This window comes from Aeromonas sp. TECH754 (assembly GCF_056279295.1).
This window is the reverse complement of sequence record NZ_JBWBRA010000001.1, coordinates 2233972-2252809: the sequence shown is the minus strand read 5'-3', so window position 1 is coordinate 2252809 and position 18838 is coordinate 2233972. Positions and strand designations below refer to the sequence as shown.

The 18838-nt window shown below is 62.4% G+C and carries 12 protein-coding genes; 6 read left to right on the top strand and 6 right to left on the bottom strand.

Going from position 1 to position 18838, the window contains the following annotated elements:
- Positions 1-27 precede the first annotated feature (27 nt).
- Genes ACZ9IL_RS09875 through ACZ9IL_RS09865 form a run of 3 tightly spaced genes read left to right on the top strand, consistent with a single transcriptional unit; the run spans position 28 to position 3029 of the window.
- Positions 28-738: a UTRA domain-containing protein gene (locus ACZ9IL_RS09875; protein ID WP_476003358.1), complete on the top strand. Its 711-nt coding sequence runs from the start codon at positions 28-30 to the stop codon at positions 736-738.
- A gap of 10 nt (positions 739-748) precedes the next feature.
- Complete coding sequence (locus tag ACZ9IL_RS09870; RefSeq protein ID WP_476003357.1) at positions 749-1723, top strand: sugar phosphate isomerase/epimerase family protein; 975 nt, start codon at positions 749-751, stop codon at positions 1721-1723.
- Positions 1724-1769: 46 nt separating this feature from the next.
- Positions 1770-3029, top strand: coding sequence for an MFS transporter (locus tag ACZ9IL_RS09865; protein ID WP_476003356.1), 1260 nt, complete (start codon positions 1770-1772; stop codon positions 3027-3029).
- A gap of 116 nt (positions 3030-3145) precedes the next feature.
- Here the strand turns inward: ACZ9IL_RS09865 and ACZ9IL_RS09860 are convergent, their stop codons facing one another.
- From ACZ9IL_RS09860 to ACZ9IL_RS09840, 5 genes are read right to left on the bottom strand one after another with little or no spacing between them, the layout of a single operon-like run.
- Positions 3146-3562: an ion channel gene (locus tag ACZ9IL_RS09860; RefSeq protein ID WP_476003355.1), complete on the bottom strand. Its 417-nt coding sequence runs from the start codon at positions 3560-3562 to the stop codon at positions 3146-3148.
- Between the two features lies 1 nt (position 3563).
- Positions 3564-4592, bottom strand: coding sequence for a hypothetical protein (locus ACZ9IL_RS09855; RefSeq protein ID WP_476003354.1), 1029 nt, complete (start codon positions 4590-4592; stop codon positions 3564-3566).
- Positions 4593-4600: 8 nt separating this feature from the next.
- Positions 4601-5695, bottom strand: coding sequence for an HlyD family secretion protein (locus ACZ9IL_RS09850; RefSeq protein ID WP_476003353.1), 1095 nt, complete (start codon positions 5693-5695; stop codon positions 4601-4603).
- Positions 5688-7214: an efflux transporter outer membrane subunit gene (locus ACZ9IL_RS09845; protein WP_476003352.1), complete on the bottom strand. Its 1527-nt coding sequence runs from the start codon at positions 7212-7214 to the stop codon at positions 5688-5690. The genes ACZ9IL_RS09850 and ACZ9IL_RS09845 overlap by 8 nt, the downstream gene beginning before the upstream one ends.
- 4 nt (positions 7215-7218) lie before the next feature.
- On the bottom strand, positions 7219-8313 hold the full coding sequence (locus ACZ9IL_RS09840) for an AI-2E family transporter (RefSeq protein ID WP_476003351.1): 1095 nt from the start codon (positions 8311-8313) through the stop codon (positions 7219-7221).
- Positions 8314-8817: 504 nt separating this feature from the next.
- Between ACZ9IL_RS09840 and ACZ9IL_RS09835 the strand changes: the two genes are divergently transcribed.
- Positions 8818-13677 carry an alpha-2-macroglobulin family protein gene (locus ACZ9IL_RS09835; protein ID WP_476003350.1) on the top strand — a complete coding sequence of 1620 codons (4860 nt, stop codon included), beginning with the start codon at positions 8818-8820 and terminating at the stop codon, positions 13675-13677.
- Between the two features lie 7 nt (positions 13678-13684).
- Positions 13685-16060: a penicillin-binding protein 1C gene (pbpC, locus tag ACZ9IL_RS09830; protein WP_476003349.1), complete on the top strand. Its 2376-nt coding sequence runs from the start codon at positions 13685-13687 to the stop codon at positions 16058-16060.
- Positions 16061-16141: 81 nt separating this feature from the next.
- On the opposite strand, the gene ACZ9IL_RS09825 is transcribed toward pbpC, so the two are convergent.
- Positions 16142-17101 carry a hypothetical protein gene (locus ACZ9IL_RS09825; RefSeq protein ID WP_476003348.1) on the bottom strand — a complete coding sequence of 320 codons (960 nt, stop codon included), beginning with the start codon at positions 17099-17101 and terminating at the stop codon, positions 16142-16144.
- 190 nt (positions 17102-17291) lie between these two features.
- On the opposite strand from ACZ9IL_RS09825, the gene thiI reads away from it, so the two are divergent.
- Complete coding sequence (thiI, locus tag ACZ9IL_RS09820) at positions 17292-18740, top strand: tRNA uracil 4-sulfurtransferase ThiI (RefSeq protein WP_476003347.1); 1449 nt, start codon at positions 17292-17294, stop codon at positions 18738-18740.
- Positions 18741-18838: the final 98 nt, after the last annotated feature.

Genomic DNA, 18838 nt, shown 5'->3' with positions numbered 1-18838 from the left:
TGGTTTAAACCAATGTTCAGGTGTGTGATGTCCAACATGATATATACTGTCGAGGTTGCTAAAGTAGCGCTGGACAAATGGATGGCTGACAATCAGTTGGCGCCAGGCAGCAAGCTGCCCTCTGAGCGAACACTATGCGATGCACTCAATGTTAAACGAATGACACTCAGACAAGCATTATTAAGTCTGGAGTCAGATTCGATCATCTTTAGAAAAGATCGCCGTGGCTGGTTTATGACGCCACCACGATTTATTTATAATCCTAAGTCATCATCCAGTTTTCTGATCTCGGCCGAAGAACAGGGGCGTACGCCTAGTTGGGATTATTTAATAAAAGAATCATGCATTGAGTATGATGAGCGTTTTGCTGGTATTTTTTTTGGAGGAAAAAGGAAACCCATCTATAAAATAACTGGATGGGGTGCCTTGGATGAGCATAAAGTTTTTTATCATGAAACCTATATAAATCCTGAGTATGCCCCCGATTTTATAGACTATATTGGTAACGATTCTCTGCAAACTCTGTGGCAAAGCCGCTTTGCTCAAACGGTGAACACCAAACACCTGACGTTCAGCCCTGTCCGAATTGGTGCAGATATTTGTCGACATCTGGGCTGTGCCCCCGGTGCTCCTGCTATTCTCGTCGAAAAGCACCGGGCTAATGCAGATGGTGTCGTTGTGCATATTGATATTGAATATTGGCGTTTTGAGTCTGTGGATTTTGTTATTCATCTGTGAGGTTGTAAATATGAACGCAATTCAGGCCAGAAAAATCCTTGAACGGCAGGCATCACTTCCGCTCTATCTGCACGCATATTCTTTTCATATGAACATGCGTCTGGAGCAGATCCTGCCGGCCGATCTACTGGATATTGCCCATCAGCAGGGGCTACATGGGGTCAAGATCCACATCCTGGATGGGGAGAGTCGTTCCCTGAAGTGCATGAGCGACCAGGAGCTGGCGGCCTTTCGTCGCAAAGCCGGGCAGTTGGGGCTGGATATCAATCTGGAGATCAGCTCCTCCGCGCCGTCGGAGATCGATGAGGCTGTGACCGTTGCGGAGAAGATAGGCGCCACTTCACTGCGTTTCTATCCTCGCTATGAGGGGAATCTGTCGACTGTATTGGCGCGCATCAGGGACGACCTGGCGCATATTCGGCAACAGCACGGCCATCGGGAGTTGTCCTTCACCATAGAGCAGCATGAGGATCTGAAGTCGAGCGAACTGGTGCAGCTGGTGCAGGAAAGCGGCATCGATTCTCTCTCCCTGTTGTTTGATTTTGGCAACATGATCAATGCCAACGAGCAGCCTCTCGAGGCGCTGCATATCATGGCTCCTCTGATTGCACACGTGCATATCAAGGATGCCAAGATAATACCGGAGGGAACTGGCCTTGGGCATATAGCCTGTGCATCTGGGACTGGTGATATGCCATTTGAAGAGCTGTTGAAGCAGTTAATTTGTTTGGGGGAAGAGATGCCGCAGGTCCTGGCTTATGGACTGGAAGAAGAAGTTGATTATTATGCGCCGGCATTTAGGTTCAGTGATGAGGGCAATGATCCCTGGATCCCATGGCGTGAAATGAGTGAGACAACCTTGCCAGAAGCACATCTATTATCAGCACGCCTAATACAAGAGCAGCAAGATGCTCTCTGTCAGATTGAACATGTCAGAACCGTCTTGAAAAAATTGGTGGTACAGGCCGAAGCCATTCTTAATTAAATCCATACCCCTACACTTCCCATAATATTAAATAAGAGATATTGCTATGCTCACTAAAAAGAGATGGGCTATTTTTAGCCTGCTCACGCTGTGCGGCGGGACTATTTATAAACTGCCATCATTAAAAGATGCCTTCTATATTCCCATGCAGGAGTATTTCCAGCTGACCAATGGGCAAATCGGTAATGCCATGTCAGTCAACTCCGTGGTGGCAACCTTGGGGTTTTTCTTTTCAATTTATTTTACTGATAAACTACCTAAGAAATACACCATGGCAATTTCTCTGATTGCCACTGGTTTATTGGGTCTGTATCTTTCAACTATGCCGGGTTATTGGAGCATATTGCTGATTTGGGCCTTGTTTGGTGTGACATGTGACATGTTGAATTGGCCCGTTCTGCTCAAGTCGGTCAGCTTGCTGGGGGATAACACCCAGCAGGGAAGGTTATTCGGTTTTTTTGAAACCGGGCGAGGAATGGTGGATACAATCATCGCGTTTTGTGCGTTGGGTGTGTTTGCCTATTTTGGCAGTGGCCTAAACGGTTTTCGTGCCGGCATCCTGTTCTATTCCTGCATCGTGATCGTGGTGGGGGTCGGAATCCTGTTCCTGATGAACGACGAGGTGAAAGTCAACATCGAGCAGAAGGAAGCACCTGCCAGTGACATCTCATCGGTACTGAAGGACAAACTGGTGTGGCTCATCGCCCTCAACATCTTCTGCGTCTACGCCGTTTATTGCGGTCTGACCTTCTTCATTCCCTTCCTGAGCAAGATTTACGCCCTGCCGGTGGCCCTGGTCGGTGCCTATGGCATCATCAATCAGTATTGTCTGAAGATGGTCGGTGGTCCCATTGGTGGCATCATAGCGGACAAAGTATTGAAGTCCCCCAGCCGTTATCTCTGTTACAGCTTCATGGTCAGCACTGTAATGCTCGGCCTGCTGATCGTTCTGCCCCATGAGCAGATGTCCGTCTACCTCGGCATGGCCTGCACCCTGGGCTTTGGTACCGTGGTCTTCACCCAGCGTGCCGTCTTCTTTGCTCCCATCGGCGAGGCCAGGGTCAAGGAGGAGCATATCGGCTCAGCCATGGCGATGGGGAGCTTCATCGGTTATGCCCCGGCCATGTTCTGCTTCAGCCTGTATGGTAATTTGCTGGATCAATACAGCGGTCTGCTGGGGTATCAGATAGTGTTCGGCATCATGGCGTGCTTCGCTTTTGCCGGAACTGTCATCTCCACCTTGCTGTTGCGAGAGATCAGGCGCAAGGGGGCTGCCGTCAAGGTCGAGTTGCTTGCCGCAACCTGATGACAGAGCCGAGTACTCAGGATGAATGGGTGATGTTCATCGAGAAAAGAGGAGGGAGAGCTAATAAGCTCTCCCTCCTCTTTTATTGTCCTGCGAGAGACAGACTACCTGCGAGGTTAGGGCAACTGCTTGCGCAGATGGTGCTGCAGCACCGCCAGCATACAGGCGCCGGAGAGGCCGATCATCAGGGCGCCGTTGACCGCCTCGAGGGGGCCCAGCAGCTTCCACTGCGCACTCATGACGATGTCGCCATAGCCGAGGGTGGCGAAGTTGACCCCCGAGTGATAGACGGCCTCTTGCAGGGTGTTGAACTCCCCCAGCCAGAGGAACAGGCTGCCCCAGATCACGATCTGGGCCAGGTTGCCCAGCATCACCAGGGTAATGATGCCAAACAGCGCGAGCACCCCGGCGAGCGCTCTCTCCTGTTCACCGAACCGCTTGATGTAGAAGCGGATGCACCAGACGGAGACCAGGGATTGCAGTAGCATGTTGACCAGGATCACCGGGATGCCGATCAGAAAAATATGAAACATGTCAGTCTCCTAACTTGGCTTCTGCCAATGGCCGGCCGGCTGGCCAGCACTGCTCGAGCAGCAGCATACAGAGCCAGCCGTAGCCAGCCACCAACAGATAGAGGCCGCAGCGCATCGCGGCGGCCAGCCACACGTCCTTGCCACTGGCGCTATCCTCGATCGCCGGGCCAAACAGGATGAGCGCGGTGATCCAGGCATTGCTCCAGAATGACGGCGGGAAGCGACTCGCCACCAGTCGCACCAAGCGGCGCGCCAGCCAGAGCGTCATCAGCGCCAGCAGCAGCACCAACATCAGCAAAGAGGGCCAGAGACCGAGCCCCAGCCAGAGCACGAAGGCGATCAGCGCCCCCATCAGGGTCGACAGCACCAGCTCCCGGCCCGCCTGCTTGGCGGTGAGGGAGCCGCTCTGCTGGGCCAGGGTCACCGTCTTCATCACGGCCGGAATATAGAAAGCCGGATTGCCGAGGGCCAGCAGCCAGACCGGCAGCACGATGGCCACGGCGCGCAGCGCCAGTCGCTCGGGGTGCTCCGGGGGAGCAGGCTGGGGCCTGGCCACGGCGCCGGCTACCGGTTGGGGTGGGAACAGGCCGTGGGCCAGCCGGTTGACCAGGGTGCCCACCAGGATCCCTACCGCCATCATCTGGGCGATGGCGATGGCCAGCGCCTGCTCGATGAGGCCGGCCACCGGGATCACCGTGATGGCCATGATGAGCAGCATGGCGGAGGCGCCCTTGCCCGCCATCGCCTGTTGCATCAGCAGGTAGAGCAGCAGGCAGACGAGCAGCACGGCCGCCAGGGCATAGTGGGTCAGGAGAGGCACCAAGAGCACGCCGCCAATCATGACCCCCAGCAACAGCAGGGCACCAGCCACGCCTTTCTTCAGGCCAAGGGCCTCTCCGGGTTTGCACAGTACCACCCAGGCCATGATGACCCCGAGGTGGGGCATGGGCAGGGCCAGCCCATAGCAGATCAGGGTGGCGAGGGCGATGCCCGTGCCAATCCGCAGTACAGCCCTGTCGGCGTTATGCATAGGGCGCCTCAATAGAGGAAGGAGCAGAGGCTCATCAGGCGGATATAGAGCGAGCCCAGCAGGTTCATCACCCAGCTCTCACCGGCATAGACCAGCACGTCGGCCTGACCGCCCACCCGCAGCGCCTCGACCGGAGGAAGATCCTCTGCCTTGAAGGCGATCTTGACCGGGAAACGCTGGGCCTGACGCAGCCAGTCACGGTTGTTGTCCACCGTCGGCAGGGAACCCGCCGGCTGGCTCTTGCCGTCACTCACCCCGTAACCGATGCTGCGCACCTCGCCCTCGAACAGGCGACCGGGCAGGCTGTCCAGCAGGATGGCGACCCTGTCCCCCGGCTGAATGTTGCCGAGGTTGTTCTCAGTGAGATCCGCCGACAGCCAGACGTCGTGAATGGCGATCAGGGTCATGGCCGGTGCCCCGGCCCCGATGAACTGGCCGGCATCCGTGCTCAAGTCGGTGATGAGGCCGCGACCGGGCGCCACCATCAGGGTGTTCTTGCGATCCAGCTCGGCCTTGTGCACTGCCGAGCGGGCACTGAGCAGCTGGGAGTTGTTGTCGCCGTTCACGCCGGCCGCCTCGATGGCGCGGCGCACGTCGGCTTCGGCCGCCGCCACCTGACTCTTGGCTGTCTCACGGGTGGCCTGTGCCACCTCGAGGCGGCGCACCGAGATGGCACCCGGATCTTCCCGATAGAGCCGCTCCTGACGCTCGGCATCCTTGGCGGCGTTGTTATAGGCAGCGCGCATGGCCTGCAGCGCCGCTTCGGCCGCCTTGACCCCTTCACCGCTCGCCTTGACCCCGCTCAGCACCGTCTGGTAATCGGAGCGTGCCTTGGCCAGCGCGATGTCATAGGGCTCGGGATCGATCTCGAACAGCGGGGCGCCGGCGTCGACGTCCTGATTGTCGCGGACATAGACCTGCTTGATCTGACCGGATACCTCGGCGGCGACGGGGACCACGAAGGCCTGCACCCGGGCCTGGGAGCTGTAGGGGGTGAGCCGGTCGGCCAGCAGATACCAGCCAAGCAGGAGGGCTATCAAGCCTAACAGCCCGAGGGTGGCGCGGCGGCTGGCCTGACCGGGAGAAGCAGTGCTGTCAGTCATTCGATGTTACCTTCTGGGGCTGGATTTGAGGCTGAGGCTGGGTCGCGTCGAGCAGAGGCGCCCAGTCGTCGCGCTGGCGCAGCTGGGCTTCCACCTCTGGAGTCACCAGGGGGCGTGAGCGCCCCTGCTCCCAGCCACCACCCAACGCCTTGTAGAGCGTGATGAGGTCGCGCATCTGGGCGCCACGGCTGTTGACCAGACGCTCCTGCTGGTTGAACAGGGCGCGCTGGGAGTCGAGCACCCGCTGGAAGTCGGCCATCCCCTCGCGGTACTGGGTGTTGGCGATATCGAGGGAGCGACGCGCCGCCTCACCGGTCTGGGTCAGCAGGGCGACCTCATCCTGGCCGTTGGCGTAGCCCACGGCCGCGTCATCCACCTCGCGGGCGGCTTTGAACACGGCGTCGCGATAGCGCTCATGGAGCTGCTGGAAGCGGGCGTCCTGTACCAGGATCTGGTTGCCGAGCCGGCCCTGATCGAGCAGATTCCAGCTCAGCGAGGGTCCGGCGGCCCAGGAGAAGGTCTCGCTGCTGCCGCTGGTGGCGCTGAGTCCCAGAGTGCCGAGCAGGGTGATGGAGGGATAAAGCTCGGTCTCGGCGACACCGATCAGGGCCGATTGGGCGGCCAGCTGCCGCTCCGCGACCCGCACGTCGGGACGACGGCGCAGCAAGTCTGCCGGCATCTCGGCGACCAGGGCGAGCTTGCCCTGGGGGATCTGGCCGGTGTTGGCGATCATTTCGGGCAGCGGGCCCGGCGCCCTCGCGAGCAGGGTGCTCAGGGCATTTTGGCTCTGGCGCAGGTTGGTTTCGAGCTGGGGTATGCCAGAGAGGGTGCCCAGATACTGGGTCTTGGCCTGTTGCACATCCAGCTCGGCGCTGTTGCCGCTCTTGAACAGCCGCTCGGTGATCTCCAGACTGCGCTGCTGTATGCGGGCGTTTTCATGGGCGATCTGGAGCCTGGCCTCGACGGTTCTGATGCTCACATAGAGCTGGGCCACCTGGGCGATCATCAGCACCTGGACGTCGTCGTACTGGGCCAGGGTGGCGAAGTAGTTGGCGTCAGCCGACTCGATGCCGCGTTGGAACTTGCCCCAGAAGTCGAGCTCCCAACCGAGGTTGAAGCCGGCGCCGTAAGTGCTGCCCGAGATTTCACGGCCATCGCTGCGCTGATTGCCACGCAGCCACTCAGCGGTGCCTATGGTGGCCTGGGGGCCTAGCAGGCTCTCGGCGATGCCGAGCTGGGCCTGGGCCTCGAGGATGCGCAGACCCGCGATCCGCACATCCGGGTTCTTCTGCAGGGCCTCTTCCACCAGGGCGCTCAGCACGGGATCCCCGAGCTGCTGCCACCACAGGCGGTAGTCGGCAGCCGCAGTCGTCTGCTGGCTCTCGCTGGCGCTGTGCCAGCCGGACATCTCCTTGATCTGGGGTGTCTGGTAGTCGGGGCCGAGCACGGTACAGGCGCTGAGCAACAGGCATGCGCCCCCTGTAAACAGGGGGCGCATGGAGGGAAGGGCGATGACCATGGGGTTATTTTTCCGCGCTGGCCTGGCCTTCGTTGACCCAGGCCATGAAGATGCGATAGCCGATGGAGAGCATGGTGGCGCCGATGAACATGCCGAGGATGCCGCTGGTGGCCATGCCGCCAAGGGCGCCGAGCAGCACTACCGGCATGGGGGCATCGACCCCGCGTCCCAGCAGCAGCGGCTTGAGCACGTTGTCAGCCATGCCGGCAATGACCAGCAGCACCGAGTAGATGATGTTGACCAGGGTGCCGTGATCCCCTGCCATCCACATGTAGGCGATGACGGGGCCGGTGACCAGGATGACCGGAACCTGGGCGATGCCGAGGATGAGGGCCAGGATGAAGAAGATGCCCACGGCCGGGATCCCCGCCAGTGACATGATGATGCCGGCCAGCAAGGCCTGGATGAAGGCCACGCCGATCACCCCCTGGGCCACCGCCCGGATGGTGCTGGTGCACAGCTTGGTCAGGGCGTTGCCCTTGCGCTCATCGGTGATGCGGATGGCGATGCGGTTGGCACTCAGCGCGCCCGGAGCACCCCAGGCCATGATGATGCCCGCCACGATGAAGGAGGCGACGAAGCCCAGCAAGCCGCCACCCATGCTGGCCAGCATGCCGACCACCTGCTTGGCAAGATCCCCCAGCTGCGGCTTGTAGCTGATGATGAGGCTAGGCAAGTCTACCGAGGCTTTCAGCCAGATGGCGTGCAGCTTGACACCCACCAGCGGAAGGTTGGCGATGTCGGCGGAGGGGGCAGGGATCACCAGGGTGTTGTTGTCCACCTTGTCGACCAGGGTGCTGACGCTGTCACCCAGGGAGCTGACCATGGCGACGGTAGGGGCCACAATCAGCAGTATTCCCAGCAAGACCAGCAGGGTCGATGCCTTGCCCTGTTTCCCGCCAAGGCGCGTGGCAAAGCGCTGATGGAGAGGATAGAGGGTGACCGCCAGGATCAGGGCCCACAGCATCATGTTCATGAAGGGGGAGAACACGGTGAAGCAGAAGGAGGCCAGACCCAGGATCAGACCGAACTTGATGAACATATCCAGGAATCTGGCAACCAGTCTTTTTTCGACGACGGCGAGATCATTATTTTCCATTCTGGTATCACTCCAACAGGTGATGAGCGCACAACGATTTTGGCCCGACATTAAAGCCGGGCCAGCAGGTAAGGATTGCGCAGTAATAAATGAACCTGGGTTCAAACATTGAGGGTGCGCCTTGGTATTGCACCATGCCGTCATTTCATTGATGACACAGGCGTCAAAATTTTAAAAAGAATAACTTAACCGGTTGATATTTGGTTGATTGGTGCAACAGCCCCAGTGGGCTAGAGAATAAAGAGTCCTCGCATGCCACACAAGTGAACTGTTGCTCCCAGTTTAGCTGGGGTTCAGAAAACGGGGGTAAAGGTATATATAAAATAGCTATCCAGGGAATGGTTTCGAATGGATTATATTGCCACGGCTCTGTCGGGTAGATATATGTGCTGAAATATTCCTCTTGCGTGGCATTCTCCATGTCATGATGTGTGTTCATTGGAAACCCTATATTCTATTTGCTCCTGCGCCGCGTCAGCGGCGACGCCACCGGGGATGAAACCTATGCGCCTCTTCGAGCTCAACCTCTTGCCTCGAGCCCCCCATGTTCGCCGGCCTTGGGCGGCCCTGCTGCTGGCGGCGACGCTGCTCGCCGGTTGTGGTCCGGACACTCCGGATCCGGCCAGTCCGCCGTCCGGGGCACCGCCTGCAAGCGGCGCTCCGGGGGAGGTCAGTCAGGCCAGTGCCCGCCAATACAGAGACGCGCCGGCGCTGGCGCTGGTTTTCTCCGCCCCGCTTGCTCCTCGCAGCAGCTGGCAACCCTGGCTCGCCGTGAGCGAGGGGGGCAAACAGGTGCAGGGGGACTGGATCCTGGCCGAGGATGGCCGCACCCTCTACTTCCCGCAGGTCGAGCCGAACAAGAGCTACGAGGTGAGCCTCAAGAGCGGGCTGGGGCCTGACCCCCAGCGCTGGACCCTCAAGACCCGCCCGTTGGTGGCGGGGGCCTCTTTCACCGCCAGCGGCATGGTGTTGCCGCTGCGTCAGGATCTGCGCCTGCCCATCAGCGCGATCAACGTGGACGAGGTCAACATCGACTTCTTCCGCATCGAGCCCGACTATCTGCCGCGCTTTTTGGCGGAATACAAGCCGGGGGCGGGCATGGGCAACTGGGATCTGGAGCAGGTCAGCGCGCGGGCCAAACGGGTGTTCAGCGGCCGCTACGCCCTGGCGCTCGATCCCAATCGCCGCGAGACCCGCCTCATCAACGTGAAGGAGCCGCAACTGGCGGAGGCCGGGGTCTATTTCGCGGTGATGTCCCCCCTTGGCGACTACAACTGGCGCAAGGAGACCACCTACTTCGCGGTGAGCGACATGGGGCTCAGCGCCCGTCGCTATCCGGATCAACTGGAGGTGTTCGTCAGCTCCCTGGCCAGTGCCGCGCCCCTCAAGGACGTGCAGCTCTCCCTGCTCGATGAGAAGGGCAATCGGCTGCAGGTGCAGTCCACGGACGGGCAGGGTCATCGCCGCTTCGAACAGATCCAGGGGGCCCGCCTGCTGCTGGCCGAGCAGGGCAAGCACCTGGCCGTGCTGCGCCTCGATGGTGCCGCTCTCGATCTCTCCTCGTTCGATCTGGGCACCCAGCCCTGGCAGGCCCAGCAGCTTTATCTGTTCAGCGGCCGGGATCTCTATCGTCCCGGCGAGCGGCTCGACAGCGAGATCCTGCTCAAGGGTCAGGATGGTCAGCTGTTGCCGGGCATGGCAGTGGAGCTGGAGATCAAGCAACCGGACGGCCAGCTGCTCGAGCAGCGGCGACTGCTGCCAGATAGCCTCGGCGCCGCGCACTATGGCGTGCGCCTGCCGGACGATGCCCCCCTTGGGCGCTGGAACATCGTTCTCAAGACCGCCGCCGGCAGCCGCTTCGAGTGGCCCTTCCTGGTGGAGGAGTTTCTGCCGGAGCGGCTGAAGCTCCAGCTTGGCAAGGGGCCGGATGGGGAGCTGCTCGGCGATGCCGATGCGCTGACGCTGCCTCTTAAAGGGGATTATCTCTATGGCGCCCCCGCCAGCGGCACCAAGGCCAAGGCGGAGGTGAAGATAAGTCGCGCCCTGATGCCTTTCACCCAGTGGCAGGAGTTCACCCTGGGGGATGTGCGGCTCATCGAGCAGGCCAAGGAGCTGGAGCCCGTCAGCCTGACCCTGGATGAGCAAGGGCAGGGGCGCGTTGCCCTCACGGATCAGCTGGAGGACCTCAAGGCCCTTGGGCCCCTCGAGGTGAGTTATCGGGTGTCGCTGTCCGAGCCTGGTGGCCGGGCGGTCAATCGCAGCCACACCCAGTACGGTTGGCCTGCGGGGAGCCAGTGGCCGGCGCTCAAGGCTGACTTCGTGGCCGAGCGGGTCGAGGGGGGCAGGCCGCTGCCGTTCCAGATCCTCAATCTGGATGAGCAGGGGAAACCGGTGGCGGGGGCGGTGAAGGTGCGCCTCATCAACGAATACCGGGACTACTACTGGCATTACGCGGGCGGGGAGGGCTGGAAGTACGAGTATGACCCCCAGCCCTACCTCGAGCAGGAGCAGACCCTGCAGCTCGATGGCAAGGGGCCGACGCCCTTGAGTCTGCCGCTCTCGGTGGGCTGGTATCGTCTCGAGGTGGAGAACAGTCAGGGCCACCAATCCAGCCTGAGGGTCGAGATAGGCAGCTACGCCTGGGGCGGTGGTGGCGAGCAGGCGAGGCCGGACAAGATAGCCATCAGCCTCGACAAGCGCGCCTATCAGGCCGGCGACAAGGCCAGGGTGACCCTGGTCTCTCCCCGTGCGGGCAAGGGGCTGCTGATGGTGGAAGATGGCGACGGCCTGCGCTGGTGGCAGCGCATCGAGCTCAAAGCCGAAGGCGGCGCGGCGGCAGAGGGGCGCGGGGAGTTCGAGATCCCGGTCAGCCCTGACTGGCTGCGCCACGACGTGCATATCTCGGCCCAGATAGCGGCGCCGGACAGCGATGCCCAGCCGGTGAGTCAGCAGCGGGTGCAGGGTCTGCGCTCGGTCGGGCTGGTACCGCTGGTGCTGGACCGGGAGGCGCGTCGGTTGCCACTCACCCTGAGTGCGCCGGACAAGGCGGTGCCGCTCACTCGGCTCGAGGTGGCGGTCAGCTCGACCCCGAACAGCCGGGGCCGGGTGGTGCTGGCGGCGGTGGACAGAGGGGTGCTCAACATCAGCGATTACCGGCCGCTGGATCCCTTCGAGATCTTCTTCGGACGCAAGCGCTTCGCACAGGACTTGTTCGATAACTACGGTCAGGTGATCCCGCCCCAGGATGGCAAGCTGGCACGGCTCAACTACGGCGGCGACGCGCCGGCCCTCAAGAAGGGCGGAGCGCTGGAGAGCCGGGCCCTGGTGGCCGCGCTGTGGAGCGGCGAGGTGAGCTTCGATGAGAGCGGCAAGGCGGTCATACCGCTGGATCTACCGAACTTCAACGGTGAGCTGGCGCTGATGGCGCTGGCCTGGAATGAGCAGCAGGTCGGTCAGGCCGAGCGGGCCATCAAGGTGGTGTCGCCCCTAGTGGCCGAGATAGGCTGGCCACGCTTCGGTGCGCGCGGGGATGAGACCCGTGCCCTGGTGCAACTGCGCAACATGAGCGGTGAGGATCAGACCCTGTCGCTGGCCTGGACCCTGAGTGGCGGCCTGCAGGCGGGGGCCGAGCTGCCAGCAAGGCTTGCGTTGAAAAAGGGCGAGGAGCAGTGGCTCACTCTGCCGCTGCATGTCAGCGGGGCGAGCGGGGTGGCCCGCCTGCAACTGGCCGCCAGCGGCAACGGTTTTGAAGTGAACCGCGAGTGGTCGCTGCCACTGCGATCACCCTGGCCAGCCGAGACCCGCCAGCGTTATCAGATGCTGGCGCCAAACCAGCAGATGAGCTTCGCTCCGGATGAGCTGGCGGGGCTGGATCCTGCCAACCTGCAAGGGCTGCTCAGCCTCTCCGGGACGCCGCCCTGGGATCCGGCGGCCCAGTGGCAGGCGTTGGCGCAATACCCCTATGCCTGCCTGGAGCAGACCCTGTCCCGGGCCTGGCCTTATGAGCTCACCACGGCCGCCGAGCGCGAGGCCTGGTCCCAGTCTCTGCCCAAGCAGGACAAGGTGACGGCTGAGGCCGAGGTGCAGCGGGCCCTGCTGCAGCGCCTGCAACGGTTGCAGCTGCCGAGCGGCGGCTTCGGGCTTTGGGATGGGCGCTCGGACGAGGAGCCGTGGCTCACCGCCTACGCCGCCGACTATCTGCTGACCCGCAAGGAGGAGGGTGAAGCCGTGCCGGAGGCCATGCTCAATCAGGCCCTCAACCGCTTGCAAAGCTACCTCACCGACAGCCAGTACGGCGAGCGCTGGAGCAGTGCCCCCGAGCACAGCCGGCTGGCCTATCAGGCCTACAGCGCCTTCGTGCTGGCACGGGTCGGCAAGGCACCGCTCTCCACCCTGCGCCTCATCTGGGAGCAGCAGGCGGATCACGCCCGCTCCGGCCTGCCGCTGCTGCACCTCTCCCTGGCGCTGTCGGCCATGGGGGATGAGCAGAGCGGCACCCTGGCCCTCGACCGAGCGCTGGCGACCCCGCGCGGGGAGGATTATCTGGCCGATTACGGCTCGCCCCTGCGGGACGGGGCGCTGGTGCTCGCCCTGCTGCGCCAGCACAAGCTGGCACAGGCGAGCTGGCCCGAGTTGAGCGCCAAGCTGGCCGACACCCTGGCCCATCGCCAGTGGCTCAGCACCCAGGAGCGGCTTGCCCTGCTGCGCCTGGCTCAGGTCGACCCCGCCGCCGACTGGTTGGCCAGGGTGGAGAGCGCCGCAGGTGAACAGCGCCTGGCCGGTCAGATGAGCCGGCAGCTGGGGGCTCCGGATTCGCTGGCCGTCACCGGCGTCGATAACCAGGGCGAGGGCTCTCTCTATGTGCAGCGCACCCTGATCGGCTACCCGACACAGGCACCCGCCCGCATCAGCCAGGGCATGAGCGTGACCCGCAGCTGGTTCAATGGCGAGGGGCAGCGCTTCGATCCCGCCAAGGCGCGGGTCGGCGATCTGGTGGTGGTGCGGCTGAACGTATCGAGCGAACAGGCGGTGCCCGATGCGCTGCTGGTGGAGATGCTGCCGGCGGGCTTCGAGCTGGAGAACCCGGCCCTTGGCAACAGCATCAAGCTCGAGGAGCTGAAGATTGAAGGCAAGCCGGCCTGGCAGAGCGACTGGAACGACTACCTCAAGCATCAGGAGTTCCGGGACGATCGCTACACGGCGGCGCTGGACTTGAGCGAGGGGGGCAATCAGCAACTGGTCTACCTGATGCGGGCGGTGACACCGGGCCGCTATCAGGTGCCACCAACCCAGGTGGAGGACATGTACCGACCGGAGCTTAGGGCGGTCGGACAAGACATCCACGAGGTGATCATCTCTGAATAAGTCGCCCTTGCCGGACCCGTCACGTCCGGCCAGCTACTTGGCGCTATGCCGGGCAGGCGTTCGCAGAGGATGGTCCGCCTGGCGCAGGTGGCCCCGTTGGCTTCGCCTGTGGGGCTACGCGCTGGTTGGGGGGCTGCTGCTATTGATTGCGCTGGATAGGGCCTTCCCGCCACCGCCGCTGGATCCCGCCTATGCGCGGGTGGTGCTGGACCGACAGGGCAAGCCGCTGCGCGCCTTCGCCGACACCAGCGGGGTCTGGCGCTATCCGGTGACCCTGGAGCAGGTCTCCCCCCGCTACATAGAGGCGCTGCTCGGCTACGAGGATCGCCACTTCTGGCAACATCCCGGGGTCAACCCGCTGGCCATGGTACGCGGCGTCTGGCAGTGGCTGCGCTATGGACGGGCCGTCTCCGGCGGTTCGACCCTGACCATGCAGGTGGCGCGCCTCATCGAACCCTATCAGCGATCCATCCCGGGCAAGCTGCGCCAGATGGCGCGGGCGCTGCAGCTGGAGTGGCACTATGACAAGCGCACCCTGCTCACCGTCTACCTCAACCGGGCGCCCTTTGGTGGCAATCTGGAGGGGGTGCAGGCGGCGAGCTTCGCCTATCTGGGCAAGAGTGCGGCCAAGCTCACCCATGCGGAGGCGGCCCTGCTGGCGGTGTTGCCCCAGGCCCCGAGCCGCTACCGGCCGGACAGACACCCGGAGCGGGCCCGCGTCGCCCGCGACAAGGTGATGCAGCGGCTGGTCAAGCAGGGAGCCTGGTCCGCATCGGTCTGGGAGCAGGGGCGCATCGAGCCGGTGCTGGCTAGAGGCCACTTCACCCCGATGGAGGCGCCGCTGTTTGCGCGTCTCGCCGCCGACAGCCAGCCGGGGGCCCTGGTGCACACCACCATAGACGGGGATCTGCAACGCTGGCTGGAGGCGCGGGTGGCGAGCTACATTCGTCGCTTCCCGGAGCAGACCTCCGCCGCCCTGCTGCTGGTGGACAACCAGACCATGGCGGTGCGCGCCTATGTGGGCAGCGCCGAGTATGGCAACCTGCGGCGCCACGGCTACCTCGACATGGTGCAGGCGATCCGCTCGCCGGGATCCACTCTCAAGCCGTTCATCTATGGTCTGGCGCTGGATGCCGGGCTGGTGCACTCGGCCTCTTTGCTCTCCGATGCGCCCCGTCTCGACTCTGACTACAGACCCGCCAATTTCACCGGTGCCTTTCAGGGGCCTGTGACCCTGACCCGGGCGCTGCAGCAGTCCCTCAATGTACCGGCGGTGCAGGTGCTGGAGGCGCTGGGGCCGGGCACCCTGGTCAACCGGCTGGACAATGCTGGGGTCAGGCTGGCGCTGTCCGATAAACCTAACCCCGCCATTGCACTGGGGGCGGCAGGCATCAGACTGGAGCAACTGGTGGCGCTCTACAGCGCGCTCACCCGGCAGGGGCAGGTGGCGATGCCGGTCTGGCTGGTGGGGCAGCAAGCGCGGTCGCGCCCTTTGCTGAGCCCGGGGGCCGCCTGGATCGTCTGGCAGATGCTGAGCACTCAGGGGCGGGCGGATCAACCCTTCGCCAGCGAGGCGACCGGGCGGGTCAACCGACTGGCCTGGAAGACCGGCACCAGCTATGGCTATCGCGACAGTTGGGCGCTGGGAGTCTCGAGTCGCTGGACCCTGGGGGTCTGGCTCGGGCGGCCCGATGGTACCCCCTTGCCCGGCTTCTACGGCCAGAGTGCGGCGGTGCCGCTGCTGCTCTCCGTTTACTCTCGCCTCGGTGATAACAGCCCCTTGCCGGTGCAGCCCAACAGCGTCAGCGAGGCCGACATCTGCTGGCCGCTGGGGCGGCGGGCGAGCGCCACTCTGTCGGAGGCCTGTCTGCAGCATCAGAGCGCCTGGCTGCTCGATGAACGGGATCCCCCGACGCTGCCCGATCCCATGGACTGGCCTTCCCCCCTGCGCAAGGTTGCCCTGACGGCGCAGGGCAAGCCGACCCTGGCCCGTTGCCAGGATGCCGACAACTCGACCTGGCGAGCCTTGTGGCCGCTGGCGCTCGAACCCTGGCGCGAATCCGCCGAGCGGCGTCAGGCGCTGCTCGCCAGTGGTTGCGAGGGGGAGGGGCGCGGGGCGGATCTGCAGGCGCCAATTCGCATCGTGGCGTTGGGGGAGGGCAACCTCATCCGCAGCCAGCGTTACCGCCTGCAGCCCAGAGTACTGGGCGGGATCGGCAAGCCGTTCTGGTTTCTCAACGGTCAGCGCCTGCGCTGGGACGGGGATCAGGTGCTGAGTGCCGCTGGCCGCTACCAGTTGGTGGTGGTGGACGAAGCGGGCAATAGCGATCGCATCGAGTTTCGACTGGAAACCCCTCCTGAGCAGGAGGGGGTTCGGTTTTAGCCCACCATGACGCGACAAAATATTGACGATCGCCCAGGTCAGGAGCCTGTGGAGGGCGATAGAGGCATTGCCTTCAGCGGCTCAGGGTTTGACCTGCCCCAGACGAGTAAAGAAGTGCTGACTCTTGCGCTGATGGAAGTGGCTCTTCTTGATGGGGTGAAAGATGAGTGTCGTATCCGGGTGGCTCGCCTTGAGCCGATGGATCATCGCCATGGCTGGCAAGCCAGTACTGACCAGGGTGGTGAGCGGCAGGCTCTGGGTCTCGGTCCCCAGCAGCAGGTTGAGCCCTTGCTGGGCCTGTTCGAAGCAAGTCAGCACGGCGGGGTCGGCATAGCCGCTGCCCAGCATGGCGAGCAGGGCGTCGAGCGCCTGATGAAAGGCCGCCAGTTGCTGGCGAAAACCGCTGCGGGCCCGCAGGGCGATGAGCTCCTCAAAGGGGATCTCGGCCAGGTGAGTGGGCACTCGCAGCGGGATTTCGAGGTGGAAGCAATCCTGGCCGCCCCGGTTGTGATAGCGGGATTCGAGCAGGTGCAGCAAGCGGTCCAGATAGTCGTGATCGGTGATGAGGGCCCCCTCATTGGCGAGCGCCCACTCACGGGCGAGGCGCATGGAGAGCAGATTCGCGAAGCGTCGCGCCATCCTGATCCCCCCCTCATCCTGGCTGGCAAAACCGGTGGCGAGACAATAGCCGTGCAGCCGCTCCAGACCCGCCTGGGCCGGGCAGAAACAGTCGTGATTGGCTCCCTGACGCCAGCGGCCGATGAGCTCCTTGTTGCCAAACACCTTGTGGCGGGAAAAATCCGGGGCGATAAGGCCGGCAATCTGATTTTCGATTTGGGGCGTGATGCCAGCAAAGAAGGCAGGCTCGGGTCGCTCGGCCAGCAGATCGGTCTGCTGGCGCAGGGTCTCCAGCAGGGTGGTCAGGCCGCTCTTCTCGCTGATGGTAAAGACGAAGGCGAGCCGCTCCAGATAGATCAGGGCAAACTTGAGCCAGAGTTCATCCCGCACTTCCATGCCGGGGTAGTAGATGTAGGTCTTCATCGAATCGGTCTGTTATCAAGACTGTTGCCAAGCCGCAGGCTGGGGAATATACGCAAGATCGCCGTCTGGCGGCAAACATTGCGTGGGGAATTGTGCGGGGGAATGTGAGCGGGCGCTCAGCCAGTAGGCGCTGGCCCTAAACTTCTGATATAATTCGCGCCCTTAAATCGAGGCCACCCGAGTCATCATCATGAAGTTCATTATCAAGCTGTTCCCGGAAATCACCATCAAGAGCAAGTCAGTGCGTCAGCGCTTCACCAAGATGCTGCAGGGCAACATCCGCAACGTGTTGCGCCGCTTTGACGAAGATGCCCGCGTGCGGATGGACTGGGACAAGCTGATCGTGAGCTCGCGCAACGACCAGTTCCACGCACAGTATCTGGAGACCCTGGCCTGCATCCCCGGCATCCAGTATTTCCTCGAGGTGAAGCTGAGCAATTTCACCGACTTGCACGATATCTTCGAGCAGACTCGCGCGGTCTGGGGCGATCGGCTCAAGGGCAAGACCTTCTGCGTGCGGGCCCGCCGGGTCGGCAAGCATGACTTCAGCTCCCTGGAGCTGGAGCGTTACGTGGGTGGCGGTCTCAACCAGCATTGCGAAACCGCCGGCGTGCGCCTGAAGAAACCCGATATCCAGGTCAATCTGGAAGTGGAGAACGATGAGCTCTACATCATCAGCGCCGTGCACCACGGCATGGGTGGCTTCCCCATGGCGACCCAGGAAGACGTGCTGAGCCTGCTCTCCGGCGGCTTCGATTCCGGTGTGGCCTCCTACCAGTTCATCAAGCGTGGCTGCCGCGTGCATTATTGCTTCTTCAACCTGGGCGGAGCCGCCCACGAGATCGGCGTCAAGCAGGTGGCCTATTACCTGTGGAGCAAGTTCGGTGCCTCCCACAAGGTGCGCTTCACCGCCATCGACTTCGAGCCGGTAGTGGCCGAGATCCTCGAGAAGATCGACAACGGCCAGATGGGCGTGGTGCTCAAGCGTATGATGATGCGTGCCGCCGGCCAGGTGGCCGAGACCTTCCAGATCCCGGCGCTGGTGACCGGCGAGTGCGTGGGTCAGGTTTCCAGCCAGACGCTCACCAACTTGAACGTCATCGATCGGGTGACCGACAAGGTGATCCTGCGTCCCCTCATCACCTGGGACAAGCCGGACATCATCGCCGAGGCGCGCCGCATCGGTACCCTGGAATTTGCCGAGACCATGCCGGAGTACTGCGGCGTCATCTCCAAGAAGCCGACCATCAAGGCCGTGCTGTCCAACATCGAGGCGGAAGAGGGCAACTTTGACTTCGCCATCCTGGACAAGGTAGTGAGCGAGGCCCGTTATCTCGATATCCGCCGCATCGGCGAGGAGACCTCCGCCCAGGTGCAGGAGGTCGAGACGACCGAGGTGCTGGCCGCCGATGAAGTGGTGCTGGATATCCGCTCCAGCGACGAGCGTGACGAGAAGCCGCTGGTGGTGGAAGGACGCGAGGTGTTGCATATCCCCTTCTTCAAGCTGGCGACCACCTTTGGCGACTTGCCCAGGGAGCAGACTTATCTGCTCTATTGCGATCGTGGCGTGATGAGCAAGCTGCAGGCGCTCTATCTGAAAGAGCAGGGCTTTGACAACGTGAAGGTCTACCGCCCGTAACCCACGCGCCTCCTATAAAAAAATCCGGCCATAGCGCCGGATTTTTTTATTTCACCTCGGAAGGTCAGCCCAGGCTGATCCCTCTATCTTCTGCCATG